The sequence below is a fragment of the Pseudomonas sp. FSL R10-1350 genome (genome assembly GCF_009600525.1).
GTDB lineage: Bacteria > Pseudomonadota > Gammaproteobacteria > Pseudomonadales > Pseudomonadaceae > Aquipseudomonas > Aquipseudomonas helleri.
The window spans coordinates 20,769-32,929 of sequence record NZ_WIVR01000017.1 but is presented as its reverse complement, the minus strand read 5'-3'; the positions used below and the strand labels follow the sequence as shown (position 1 = coordinate 32,929).

At 57.9% G+C, this 12,161-nt stretch carries 12 protein-coding genes; 4 read left to right on the top strand and 8 right to left on the bottom strand.

The genetic code is table 11. The features are described 5' to 3' along the window. Positions 1–320: 320 nt before the first annotated feature. Positions 321–839 (top strand): hypothetical protein, encoded by a 519-nt coding sequence (locus GHO25_RS10435; protein ID WP_153329296.1) that lies wholly within the window; start codon positions 321–323, stop codon positions 837–839. 263 nt (positions 840–1,102) lie between these two features. Here GHO25_RS10435 and GHO25_RS10430 read toward each other — a convergent pair whose 3' ends face one another. After that, a complete protein-coding gene (locus tag GHO25_RS10430; protein ID WP_048371563.1) occupies positions 1,103–2,041 on the bottom strand; it encodes an aspartyl/asparaginyl beta-hydroxylase domain-containing protein in 939 nt (312 codons plus the stop codon). A 250-nt stretch (positions 2,042–2,291) separates the two neighbouring features. Further along, positions 2,292–3,266 carry a cysteine synthase A gene (gene cysK, locus GHO25_RS10425; RefSeq protein ID WP_048371564.1) on the bottom strand — a complete coding sequence of 325 codons (975 nt, stop codon included), beginning with the start codon at positions 3,264–3,266 and terminating at the stop codon, positions 2,292–2,294. 198 nt (positions 3,267–3,464) lie between these two features. On the opposite strand from cysK, the gene GHO25_RS10420 reads away from it, so the two are divergent. Both GHO25_RS10420 and GHO25_RS10415 read left to right on the top strand, forming a co-directional pair. Beyond that, positions 3,465–4,310, top strand: coding sequence for a MoxR family ATPase (locus tag GHO25_RS10420; protein WP_048371566.1), 846 nt, complete (start codon positions 3,465–3,467; stop codon positions 4,308–4,310). A gap of 21 nt (positions 4,311–4,331) precedes the next feature. Further along, on the top strand, positions 4,332–5,510 hold the full coding sequence (locus GHO25_RS10415) for a VWA domain-containing protein (RefSeq protein WP_048371568.1): 1,179 nt from the start codon (positions 4,332–4,334) through the stop codon (positions 5,508–5,510). 91 nt (positions 5,511–5,601) lie between these two features. Here the strand turns inward: GHO25_RS10415 and GHO25_RS10410 are convergent, their stop codons facing one another. From GHO25_RS10410 to GHO25_RS10385, 6 genes are all read right to left on the bottom strand, one after another. After that, a complete protein-coding gene (locus GHO25_RS10410) occupies positions 5,602–6,519 on the bottom strand; it encodes a biotin-dependent carboxyltransferase family protein (RefSeq protein WP_048371570.1) in 918 nt (305 codons plus the stop codon). Beyond that, positions 6,516–7,220 (bottom strand): allophanate hydrolase subunit 1, encoded by a 705-nt coding sequence (locus tag GHO25_RS10405; RefSeq protein WP_048371571.1) that lies wholly within the window; start codon positions 7,218–7,220, stop codon positions 6,516–6,518. Before GHO25_RS10405 ends, GHO25_RS10410 begins: the two co-directional genes overlap by 4 nt. Beyond that, positions 7,217–7,969 (bottom strand): 5-oxoprolinase subunit PxpA, encoded by a 753-nt coding sequence (locus GHO25_RS10400; RefSeq protein ID WP_048371573.1) that lies wholly within the window; start codon positions 7,967–7,969, stop codon positions 7,217–7,219. The genes GHO25_RS10405 and GHO25_RS10400 overlap by 4 nt, the downstream gene beginning before the upstream one ends. Before the next feature lie 185 nt (positions 7,970–8,154). Beyond that, the gene (locus GHO25_RS10395) at positions 8,155–8,688 is read right to left on the bottom strand and encodes a DUF2937 family protein (RefSeq protein WP_048371575.1); all 534 of its coding nucleotides are present in this window, start codon (positions 8,686–8,688) and stop codon (positions 8,155–8,157) included. A gap of 11 nt (positions 8,689–8,699) precedes the next feature. Further along, positions 8,700–9,476: a class II glutamine amidotransferase gene (locus GHO25_RS10390; RefSeq protein ID WP_048371577.1), complete on the bottom strand. Its 777-nt coding sequence runs from the start codon at positions 9,474–9,476 to the stop codon at positions 8,700–8,702. Positions 9,477–9,512: 36 nt separating this feature from the next. Continuing rightward, positions 9,513–10,007: an MFS transporter gene (locus GHO25_RS10385; protein WP_153390735.1), complete on the bottom strand. Its 495-nt coding sequence runs from the start codon at positions 10,005–10,007 to the stop codon at positions 9,513–9,515. 100 nt (positions 10,008–10,107) lie between these two features. On the opposite strand from GHO25_RS10385, the gene GHO25_RS10380 reads away from it, so the two are divergent. Then, entirely contained in the window at positions 10,108–12,153 is a 2,046-nt protein-coding gene (locus GHO25_RS10380) for a S9 family peptidase (RefSeq protein WP_153390734.1), read from the top strand. Positions 12,154–12,161: the final 8 nt, after the last annotated feature.

The window sequence follows — 12,161 nt, the reverse complement described above, 5'->3', positions numbered from 1 at the left end:
CGCAACACCAACACCCGGTGGCGAAACAACGACGTTCACCACGGTGCGGCTGACAGGAGGGGGATAGTGGCTGATCTGCACAGGCTGTTTGCCCCCGCACGGCATCACGCCAGCAAAGACTGCTGGAACGACAACGCTGTGAGTAAGGGAAACCGGCATGTGCTGATTCTTTTGAAGAGAGTGGTATGAGCCATTGGCTCAACGAGCGCTGACTATAACCAGCGCTCGACACTTATTGCAATGACTGAACAGATTTAAAACACGTCGGTGTCCAGTACAACAGTGCACTCCGCATCGACTCCCAGAATTCAGCAAAACCTATGCCCAAACCTAGAATCCGGCTCAAGCATCAATTATTGAAATCACAGGCCAGAGCCATCGCGCACTCAATTCTGGCAGAGTCAAATGTCACCAAGGATGGTGCTCTATGCATAGTCAGATTTGAGCCCATTGATAGCGAAGCGCTCGCTGCGCTCGTCGAATGGGGCGATAACGTCCATTTTTCCTGGGAGAAAATTCCAGAGTGGAAAGCTAGGGAGCCGTGGTCGTTGGACCTTTCAATATGGTCTGGAGCAGAATTGTGCGGGCTCTGTTTCGCTAACCCGAATCAAAGTCGACTGCGAACCAAAATCGTCAGACTCGAAGGCAAACCTGACAGCCATCACCCTCTGAAAAACCGCATAGCCGCATTGACTATGATTGCCGTTGAACAGTATGCAAGACTCATCGGCAGCGAATGGCTGGAAATTCAAGAGCCAGCACAAGGTGCGCTACCGGTATATCGCGACCTGGGGTTTCAATTCGATGCATTTAGCCGCCTTGTCGTACGCTTGGATTAGGACTAGTATCGATCTCGCTGATCAATAAACAACCAAAACGGTGGCAATATGCAAGCAATCAACCCGACACCGTCTCCACTAAAAACACGGCCCGACGGAAAATCAGAGGGGGCTACTGCTTCAAATCATCAGCAGCGCTTTCTACAGGTTGCGTTGAACGGCAGCAAAGCCAATGAGCCAACAGGTGTTTTAGCGGGCCGCTAATTTAATTTCTCCAATAAAAAACCGCTCATCTAGAGCGGTTTTTTATTGCGCGCCTCAAATCAACCGAACAACCAACGCCACAGCAGTACCAGCACGATCACGGCCAGCACCGGGCGGGCGATGCGGTAGAGCTTGGGGTTGCGGCGTTTCCATTGTTTGACTACGCCGCTGAAGCGGTCACTGAAGCTTTTGCTCCAGGCGTAGGCTTTGTTGATGCCGCCTACGCGTTCGTCGTCGAGATTTTGCGGGGCGGTGGCTTTGCCCAGTTGCGCACTGACCCAGCGATTGATGCGGGTCATCAGGCGGCTGGTCAACGGGCGCTCGACGTCGCAAAACAAGATCACGCGGGTGATGTCGGTTTCGTTTTTCACCCAGTGCACGTAGGTCTCGTCGAACATCACGTCTTCACCATCGCGCCAGGCGTATTCCTCGCCGTCAACGAAGATGCGGCACGCGTCGGAGTTCGGTGTCGACAACCCCAAGTGATAGCGCAAGGAACCTGCAAACGGGTCGCGGTGCGGGTTGAGATGGCTGCCACCCGGCAACAAGGCAAACATTGCGCCTTTGACGTTGGGGATGCTGTTGACCAGCTCTACGGTTTTAGGGCACAGCAGTTCGGCCGATGGCAGCGGTTTGTCGTACCACTTGAGGTAAAAACGCTTCCAGCCTTTTTTGAAGAATGAGCCAAAGCCGGCGTCGTTGTTCTTCTCGGCGGCGCGGATATAGCCTTCGTCGAACAAGTGCATGGCTTCTTCACGAATGGCTTGCCAGTTGTCTTTGAGTACGTCCAGCTCGGGGAATTTGCTGCGGTCCAGATAAGGCTTGGACGGCACGCCCGAGAATAAGTACATCAGCGCGTTGTAGGGCGCAAAGAATGCGGAGTGGTTGACGAACTGGCGTAACACCGGCAAACGCGCCTTGCCGCGCAAATGCACGTACAGGATGCTGCCGACAAACAGCAGTATGAGCCCTGCCTTGATGGCGAAGGATAAGGTCATGCAACAACTCCTCGAAAATACCGTGCGGCACCAAAAGCCCGCCGTGGCAGCCCGCCATGATAAACACTACCGACGCAGGACAAAACCCGCGCATTCCAACATTCAGTCTTAAGTACTACTCAATAACAGCGTAATTATGCATAAGCAGGTGTTTAGATCGTTTGATTTGAGTCATCAGTAACGAGTGGGAGCGGGCTTGCTCGCGATTCCGGCTATCGCGAGCAAGCCCGCTCCCACAGGACCTTCGGTGTTACTGCTGCAATTCCTGTTCGCTGAACAGGTCGCTGAACAAGAAGCTCGACAGGTAGCGCTCGCCCGAGTCCGGCAAGATCACAACGATGGTCTTGCCCTGCATTTCCGGGGTTTCAGCCAGGCGTGCGGCCACGGCCATGGCTGCACCGCCGGAGATCCCGCTCAAGATGCCTTCATCGTGCATCAGACGCAGGGCCATGGCCTTGGACTCGTCGTCGCCGACCAACTCAACTTTGTCGAGAATCGACAGGTCGAGGTTTTTCGGCACAAAACCTGCGCCAATGCCCTGAATTTTATGCGGCGAGGGCTTGATCTCCTCCCCGGCCAGCGCCTGGGTGATCACCGGCGACGTGATCGGCTCAACGGCGACCGACAGAATCGGTTTGCCCTGGGTGTGTTTGATGTAACGCGATACGCCGGTAATGGTGCCACCGGTGCCCACGCCCGCGACCAGCACATCCACATCGCCGTCTGTATCGTTCCAGATTTCCGGGCCGGTGGTTTTTTCGTGGATCGCCGGGTTGGCCGGGTTATCAAATTGCTGTGGCATAAAGTACTGCTCAGGGTTGCTGGCCTGAATTTCAGCAGCTTTATCAATGGCGCCCTTCATGCCCTTGGCCGGCTCGGTGAGTATCAGCTCAGCCCCCAGCGCCTTGAGCACTTTGCGCCGCTCAAGGCTCATCGAAGACGGCATGGTCAGCACCAATTTGTAACCCCGTGCAGCAGCCACGAAGGCCAGACCGATCCCGGTGTTGCCGGAAGTTGGCTCGATAATGGTCATGCCCGGCTTGAGCACGCCACGGCTCTCGGCGTCCCAGATCATGTTGGCGCCGATCCGGCATTTCACCGAATAGCCAGGGTTACGCCCTTCAATCTTGGCCAGAATGGTCACGCCACGCGGCGCAATTTTGTTGATCTGAATAAGAGGTGTGTTACCGATGGAGTGCGCGTTATCTGCAAAAATGCGGCTCATGGCGGGGTCCTTATGCACCTTTTGGGAAGGCCCCAAGGGTAGGCTTCACGGTTCATCGCGTCCAGTCGTGACGCCTCAGTCAGAGACTGAATAAGGCGTCTGCGTTCACCTGAGGCGGACGTCGCGTTATAGTCGGACATACTTTTTTGCCCCCCGCCCTGCCCTTGCAGGCCTGGATCATGGTTTGAGGAATTGCAGATGAAGTTTGAAGGCACCCGCGCCTACGTGGCCACTGATGACCTGAAACTGGCGGTCAACGCAGCGATCACCCTGGAGCGCCCGCTGCTGGTCAAGGGCGAACCCGGCACCGGTAAGACCATGCTCGCCGAGCAACTGGCCGAGTCCTTTGGTTGCAAGCTGATTACTTGGCACATCAAGTCCACCACCAAGGCCCATCAAGGCCTGTACGAGTACGACGCCGTAAGCCGCTTGCGCGATTCGCAACTGGGCGTGGACAAAGTGCACGATGTGCGCAATTACCTTAAAAAAGGCAAATTATGGGAAGCCTTTGAGGCCGAAGAGCGGGTCATCCTGCTGATCGACGAAATCGACAAGGCCGACATCGAGTTCCCCAACGACCTGCTGCAAGAACTCGACAAGATGGAGTTCTACGTTTACGAGACCGATGAAACCATCAAGGCCAAGGTCCGCCCGATCATCATCATTACCTCCAACAACGAAAAAGAATTGCCGGATGCGTTCCTGCGCCGCTGCTTCTTCCACTACATCAACTTCCCGGATCGCACCACGCTGCAGAAGATCGTCGACGTGCACTTCCCGGACATCAAGAAAGAGCTGGTCAGTGAAGCGCTGGACGTGTTCTTCGATGTCCGAAAAGTACCCGGTCTGAAGAAAAAGCCGTCGACGTCCGAACTGGTGGATTGGCTCAAGCTGCTGATGGCCGACAACATTGGCGAAGCGGTGCTGCGTGAGCGCGACCCGACCAAAGCGATCCCGCCACTGGCCGGCGCGCTGGTGAAAAACGAGCAAGACGTGCAATTGCTGGAGCGTCTGGCGTTTATGAGCCGTCGCGGCAATCGCTGATTTTTCAAGAAGGCGATAAGCATGCTGCTTAATCTGTTCAATGAAATGCGTGCGGCCAAGGTGCCGGTTTCAGTGCGCGAACTGCTGGACTTGATCAACGCGCTGAAAAACCGTGTGACATTCGCCGACATGCACGAGTTTTACTACCTGGCGCGTACGATCCTGGTGAAGGACGAGCGCCATTTCGACAAGTTTGACCGTGCCTTCGGCGCCTATTTCAACGGCCTGCAAAACCTCAATGAACACCTTGAGGCGCTGATCCCTGAGGACTGGTTGCGCAAAGAGTTTGAACGCTCGCTGAGTGACGAGGACCGGGCGCAATTGCAGTCGCTGGGCGGCCTGGACAAGCTGATCGAGGCGTTCAAACAGCGCCTTGAAGAGCAAAAGGAACGCCATGCCGGTGGCAACAAGTGGATCGGCACAGGCGGCACCAGCCCGTTTGGCTCGGGCGGTTATCACCCTGAAGGGATTCGAGTAGGCGATGCCGGGGCGCGTCAGGGCAAGGCGGCGAAAGTCTGGGAACAGCGTGAATACAAGAACCTCGATGATCAGGTCGAGTTGGGCACCCGCAATATCAAGGTAGCGTTGCGTCGCCTGCGCAAGTTTGCCCGCCAGGGCGCCGCCGATGAACTGGATATCGACGGCACCATCGACCACACGGCCCGCGATGCCGGGTTGTTGAATATCCAGATGCGGCCCGAGCGGCGCAACAACATCAAGCTGTTGTTGCTGTTCGATATTGGCGGCTCGATGGATTCCCACGTAAAAACCTGCGAGGAGTTGTTCTCGGCCTGCAAGACCGAGTTCAAGCATCTGGAGTACTACTACTTCCACAACTTTATTTATGAGTCGATGTGGAAAAACAACCAGCGTCGCCACGTCGAACGTATCGCCACACAAGATGTGCTCAACACCTACGGCGCCGATTACAAAGTGATTTTTATCGGTGACGCAGCGATGGGCCCGTATGAAATCACCCACGCCGGGGGCAGTGTCGAGCACTGGAACGAAGAGCCGGGCTACAAGTGGATGCAGCGTTTTATGGAGAAATATAAAAAGCTGATCTGGATTAACCCGTATCCTAAAGATACCTGGAAATACACGGCATCGACCGGGATTGTGCAGGACCTGGTTGAAGACCGGATGTACCCGCTGACCCTGGACGGGCTGGAAGAAGGGATGCGGTTTTTGGCTAAGTAATCCCGTTTTTTTTGTAGGAGCGAGCTTGCCTCGCGATCTTTTTAAAAGATCAAAAGATCGCGAGGCAAGCTCGCTCCTACGGGGTTCGGGGTTAGATGAAGCGTTGCATAAAAGCCTGGTGCTGGCGCTGTGCGGCTTCTTGGGTGACAGGCCGCAAGTAGACGGTCTCCCCCGGCACACATTGTGCCAAACGCGCCAGCGCCAAAGGGGTTAATGCCCCCAGGCGCGGGTAGCCGCCAATGGTCTGCCGGTCATTGAGCAAGACAATTGGCTGGCCATCGGGCGGTACCTGGATCGCGCCCAGCGGAATGCCTTCAGAGATCATCGGCGCGCCCTGATACTCCAGCGCCGGGCCCTGCAAGCGGATACCCATGCGGTCTGCGCGGCTGTCGAGGGTCCACGGCTGATTGAAGGCATCGAACGTGCTTTGCCCACTAAACGCGCCGATCTGCGCGCCCAGTACCACATCCAGCAAGGGGTTGGCAGTAAAGCCGGGGTGTTGCGCAAGGGGAATGTCACGTAGCGCAGACGGCTCTGCGGTGTAATTCAGCTCATCGCCAATGGCCAACGCACGACCGAAACCATCGGGGCCACCCAGTTGCTCACGCACCACCGTTGCACTGCTGCCCAGTACCTGCGGCGCGACAAACCCGCCGGGGGCTGCCAGATAGGCACGAGCGCCCAACAGTGGCTGGGTAAAGCTCAGGGTCTGGCCTTTTTTCAACTCGATAAACCGCCAGGGCTTTAGTGCTTTACCGTCGACGCTTGCCGCCAGATCGGCGCCCGCCAGCGCCAGGGTGCAATCGCTCTGGGCAATCAGGCTCATGCCGCCCAAGGTGATCTCAATGACCGCCGCGCCTGGCGCATTACCTAATAGCCAGTTGGCCCACGTCATCGACAACCAGTCTGCGGCTCCGCCTTGGGTCACGCCCAAATGCCGTACACCAAAACGTCCGGCATCTTGCAACAGACACATCGGGTTGCTGGCCTTGATCAGTAAACGGCTCATGCAAAAGCCTCCTGAGGCGTGTCGTCACCGCCTAAACGGATGAATTCTGCGTGGGAAACAGCCTCGAATTGCACGGTATCGCCGGGTTGCATCAAGCTGTAGCCCTCTCGATTGCGATCAAACAGAGCGCTCGGGGTGCGGCCGATAAGGTTCCAGCCACCGGGCGATTGCGCCGGGTAAGCCGCCGTTTGCCGCTCGGCAATGCCCACGCTGCCTGCGGCCACACGCTTGCGCGGTGTGTTCAGGCGTGGCGCGGCAAGGGCTTCTTCGACCAGCCCCATAAAGGCGAAACCGGGGGCGAAGCCCAAGGCGAACACTTGATATTCACGCTCGCTGTGGCGGCGAATCACCTCACTGACGGGGCCGCCAATGCGCGCGGCCAGCAGCGAAAGTTCCGGGCCGACACTGAGGTCGTACCACACCGGCAGCACATGGCGCTGGCCAAGGCGCTGTGTTTCGGGACGCAGGTCCGTGATGGCCTGGCCGATCATGTGCCGGGCCTCGGCCGGGGTCAGCGCCAAGCCGTCGTAATGCACCATCAAGGTGGTGTAGGACGGCACCAGGTCTATCAGATGGTCGGCAAATACAGCGCGCAGTCGCTCGCTGGCCGCCAGCATCCACGGCATGTTGCTTTCCGAGATTTCATCGAACAGACGCAGCATCAGGCAGTCGATGGCCACGACTTCAATCCGCGGCTTCATGGCTGCGCCTGCTGGTTCAGGGCTTCACGAATGCGCCGCACGGCCGCCACCGAGCTGGCGTTGTCGCCGTGTACACACAAGGTCGTGGCGTGCAGGTGCAAGGCGCTGCCGTCGCTGGCCGTCAAAGGCTGGCCTGCGGCAATCGTCAGCGCTTGCTGGACGATGACATCTGCTTGATGGTGCACGGCGCCGGGTAACTGGCGCGAGACCAAGTGCCCGGCGCTGTCGTAGGCACGGTCGGCAAAGGCTTCGAACCACAGGGTCAGACCAAACTCATCGCCAATGGCCTGGGCCGCGCTGTTGTCACGCGTGGCCATCAGCATCAGCGGCAAGCTGACATCGTAGGCGGCGACCGCCTGAACCACGGCGCGCAACTGCGCGGGGTTGGCCATCATGTCGTTGTACATCGCGCCATGGGGTTTGACGTAGCTGACGCGCGAGCCCTGGGCGCGGCAGATGCCATCCAGTGCGCCGATCTGATAATGCAGCAGGTCTTGCAGCTCTTGCGCCGAGTAGGCCATGGAGCGCCGACCGAAGCCCGCCAGGTCTTGATACGCCGGGTGCGCGCCGATCAGCACATTGTTCGCCAGCGCCAGGCCCACAGTTTTGCGCATGATGCCCGGATCACCGGCGTGAAAGCCGCATGCGATGTTTGCGCAATCAATAAATGGCATCACCTCGGCATCCAGGCCCAGGGTCCAGTTGCCAAAGCTTTCGCCAATGTCGCAATTCAATAACAGGCGGCTCACGGTGATGCTCCTGTGGTCTTTTTAGAAATTAGGTGCAGGCATTTTTCGACAGCAACAGGCGGTTAGTCCAACTAATAAAAGCAGGGTATGGGGATAAGAAAAGTTGATGGCTTGATGCTGCCTCGCGATTTTTTAAACATCAAAAGATCGCGAGACAAGCTCGCTCCTACAGCGGGGCGCGGGGTTTAGCTGTTGCGTTCGCGGCGGGCGATACGTTCGCGCTGGCGTTTGCCGCCCAACACGACCCAGTCCACCAGCCGGAAGAAGCCTTCGATGATGAAGGAAAACAGCAATGCACCGGCCATTGCCCAGCCAATGGCGGTGGGCGACAGCAGTACCTGGTAGGTGTAGGCGTTGAGCGTTTCCTGGCGGATGTCCGGGTCGGCCGCGTAGGCCACTTGCAGGGCGCGGATGTACCACGGGCCTTGCATGGCCTGGAACTGGTCGTCGAGCAGCCGTTGACGGTTGAGCAAGGTGCTCAGGCTGGTGGCATCGCTGCGAAACACCGGGTCGTCACTGGCCTGGTAATGCGCCACCAGGGCGTGCAGGTCGCCTTTGAAGAATTGGTTGGCGGTGTTCTGGAAACCGGCCAGCCCGGTCTGGGCTTCGATCAGGTGCGCTTCCACGCGGTTGGCGTAGTCGTTGATAAAGCCCGGCACTTGCACGCCCAGTAACAGGCCCAGCGTAAACAGCACCAACCGCAGGTAGCTCAGCCACATACACGCGTCCCTTAATCAGTTTTTCCGTGGCTGATGCGCTCACCGCGGCGCCACAGGCTCCAGTGGCCAGGCTCATAGCGCGTCCAGACTTCGTTCTCGGTCAAAGGCTCGGTGGCGATCACGGTCACGACGTCGTTAGGCGTTGTTTCTGACTGGAAGTCGACAATCACGTCGACATCTTTCAATCTGGCTGGGCCAAACGGGGCGCGTCGAGTGATGTGCACCAGTTTGGTTGAGCAGTAGCAAAACAGCCAATCACCATCACTGAGCATGCAGTTGAACACGCCTTTGCTGCGAAATTCGGCGCACGCCTGGGTCAGCACCGGGATCAGCTCTTCGACTTCAACCGGCTCCGGAAACGCTTCACGCACGCGGTTGAGCAAATCGCAGAAAGCCGCTTCGCTGTCGGTGTCGCCAATCGGCCGGTAGAAGCTGGCGCTCGGCGAGAAGTCAGCCAATTGGCCATTATGGGCAAAGCACCAGTTACGGCCCCATAACTCGCGGACAAACGGGTGGGTGTTGGACAAGCAGACTTTACCGACGTTGGCCTGACGGATATGGCCAATCACCACTTCGCTTTTGATCGGATAACGCTGCACCAGCAACGCGACTTCAGAGTCGCAACTGGCGGCCGGGTCCTGGAACAAACGCAGACCGCGACCTTCATAAAAGGCAATACCCCAGCCATCACGATGCGGGCCGGTACGCCCGCCACGCTGCATCAAGCCGGTAAAACTGAACACAATATCAGTCGGGACATTGGCGCTCATGCCCAATAATTCACACACGCTCGCACACTCGCATTCAAGCTCAACGAAAAGAAATCAGACCCGCGGTTCAACCCGGTTCGAGCCTGCCGGACGCGGCGCTGGCGGGCGACCGTAACGGTCATCACCGGCCGAGCCGAATGGCTGGTCATCTTCAGGGTCAATGCTGCGGTTTTGCTCAACGGCTGCGCTTTGTGCCTGACGCGCCTTGCGGGCACGCTCGATTGGCCAGCGAATAAACACAAACACCGCGTACAGGCAAAACGCAAACAGGGTGTACATCAACAAGTCAGACGCCGCACGCCAGACGTTGTCACCCACCTTGAACGCCAGGTCCAGGGCCGAGATGGCCACCGCCGGGGCGAATTGATCTTTGACCGGGTCAATGATGGTCGGGCTGAACAGCAGCACCGCCATCAGGATGCGTAATGGCTCACGTAACCAGCGCCACATAAAGCGGGTCAGGCGGCACCATACGAGCAGGCAGCCTAAAGCGGCGAAGGCGTATAAGCCCCAGGCGATCAGATAGTCGTTCTCGGTCATGGTATCCATGGTCGGCAGGCAATGAAGCGCTATGATAACGGCTTTTCGAGAGTGCGGCTGCACCGCCGTCAGCGTCACTTCTATTCATTCAGATTTCAGAGAACGCTCAATGACCGAATCAGCCTACGCAAACAGCGCACCAATCGCACATAAGGTCGAGGGTTCTGACCCCTACGCATGGTTACAAAATCGCGATAGCAAAGAGGTTTTGGACTACCTGATAGCGGAAAACAACTACCAGGAAGCGCAACTGGCCGACCAGGCCGAATTGCGCGAAACGCTGTTTCAAGAGATCAAGGGACGGATTCGCGAGACAGATTTGTCGCTCCCCTCCCCTTGGGGCCCGTATCTGTATTACACCCGCACCCAGGCCGGTGACGAATACGCCCGCCACTACCGCTGCCCGCGCCCGGCCGATGACAGCCAACAGGTCGACGAAAACGCCGAGCAGTTGCTGCTGGACCCGAACGCCCTGGCCAATGGCGGGTTTATTTCATTGGGTGCGTTCAGTATCAGCCCGGACCATCAGCGCCTGGCTTATAGCCTGGACACCAGCGGCGAAGAAACCTATCGCCTGTTCGTCAAAGAGCTGGCCACTGGTGCAGTCACTGAACTGCCCTTTGAAGACTGCGATGGCAGCATGACCTGGGCCAATGACAGCCAGACCCTGTTTTTCGCTGAGCTGGACGACACCCATCGCCCGCACAAGCTGTGGCGTCATACCTTGGGTGAAACCGGGGCTCATGAGGTGTTTCATGAAGCGGACGGGCGATTTTTCCTGCATTGCTACCGCTCAAGCTCCGAACGCCAACTGATTCTGTTGCTCAACAGCAAAACCACCAGTGAGACCTGGGTGCTGGACGCCGAGCAGCCGCAGCAGGCATTTCGCTGCCTGGCGCCACGGGTTGAAGGCCACGATTACAGTGTCGATCATGGCCTGCACGAAGACCAATGGGCGTGGTTTATCCGCACCAATCAGGACGGGATCAACTTTGCGCTGTATTACGCGCTGGGTGACGCCCCGCAGCGCAGTGAGTGGCAACGCCTGATCGCCCATGACGACCAAGTCATGCTTGAAGGCCTGACGCTGAATGCCAAGGCGCTGTGCCTGAGCCTGCGCGAAGGCGGCCTACCGATTATTGAGATCCGTCCGAACGGTTTGCCGTCATACCGCGTGCAACTACCAGACGCAGCCTACAGCCTGTATGTCCAAGACAGCCTTGAGTTCCAGGGTGCGCACATCCGTTTGCGTTACGAGTCGCTGAATCGCCCGGCGCAAGTCCGCCAACTGACACTGACCGATGGCGAACAAAAGGTCCTCAAGGAAACGCCGGTACTCGGGCCGTTCAATGCCGATGACTACGTCAGCCAACGTTTGTGGGCCACGGCGCCGGATGGCACTCAGGTGCCCATCAGCCTGGTGGTAAAACGTGATGCGCTGGGCAAACCGACACCGCTGTATCTGTATGGTTACGGCGCCTATGGCGAAAGCCTTGACCCGTGGTTTTCCCATGCACGCCTGAGTTTGCTTGAGCGCGGCGTGGCGTTTGCCATTGCCCATGTGCGCGGCGGCGGCGAGCTGGGCGAAGCGTGGTATCGCGCGGGCAAGCAGGAACACAAACACAACACGTTCAGCGACTTTATTGCCTGTGCCGAACATTTGATTGACCAAGGGCTGACCCGCAGCGAGCAATTGGTGATCAGTGGCGGCAGCGCGGGCGGCCTGTTGATCGGGGCAGTGCTCAATCAGCGCCCGGAACTGTTCAAGGCGGCGATTGCTGAAGTGCCGTTTGTTGATGTGCTCAACACCATGCTCGACCCGGATTTACCGCTGACGGTGACCGAATACGACGAGTGGGGCAACCCGCAAGAACCTGAGATCTACGACCGCATCAAGGCCTACGCGCCTTATGAAAATGTGGCGGCGCAGGCGTACCCGGCGATGCTGGTGATTGCCGGGTACAACGACAGCCGTGTGCAGTATTGGGAGGCGGCCAAATGGGTGGCCAAGCTGCGCGCCACCAAGACCGACGACCATTTGCTACTGCTTAAAACTGAGCTGGAAGCCGGCCATGGCGGCATGAGCGGCCGCTATCAGGGCCTGCGCGACGTCGCGCTGGAGTATGCGTTTGTGTTTAAGGTGTTGGGGATTTAAGCCTTTGC

Bases quoted from the DNA above. Each gene is read 5' to 3' on its own strand.
- GHO25_RS10420 (WP_048371566.1), top strand. From the start codon at position 3,465: ATGAAGTTTGAAGGCACCCGCGCCTACGTGGCCACTGATGACCTGAAA.
- cysK (WP_048371564.1), bottom strand. From the start codon at position 3,266: ATGAGCCGCATTTTTGCAGATAACGCGCACTCCATCGGTAACACACCT.
- GHO25_RS10405 (WP_048371571.1), bottom strand. From the start codon at position 7,220: ATGAAGCCGCGGATTGAAGTCGTGGCCATCGACTGCCTGATGCTGCGT.
- GHO25_RS10435 (WP_153329296.1), top strand. From the start codon at position 321: ATGCCCAAACCTAGAATCCGGCTCAAGCATCAATTATTGAAATCACAG.
- GHO25_RS10395 (WP_048371575.1), bottom strand. From the start codon at position 8,688: ATGTGGCTGAGCTACCTGCGGTTGGTGCTGTTTACGCTGGGCCTGTTA.
- GHO25_RS10415 (WP_048371568.1), top strand. From the start codon at position 4,332: ATGCTGCTTAATCTGTTCAATGAAATGCGTGCGGCCAAGGTGCCGGTT.
- GHO25_RS10430 (WP_048371563.1), bottom strand. From the start codon at position 2,041: ATGACCTTATCCTTCGCCATCAAGGCAGGGCTCATACTGCTGTTTGTC.
- GHO25_RS10380 (WP_153390734.1), top strand. From the start codon at position 10,108: ATGACCGAATCAGCCTACGCAAACAGCGCACCAATCGCACATAAGGTC.
- GHO25_RS10410 (WP_048371570.1), bottom strand. From the start codon at position 6,519: ATGAGCCGTTTACTGATCAAGGCCAGCAACCCGATGTGTCTGTTGCAA.
- GHO25_RS10385 (WP_153390735.1), bottom strand. From the start codon at position 10,007: ATGGATACCATGACCGAGAACGACTATCTGATCGCCTGGGGCTTATAC.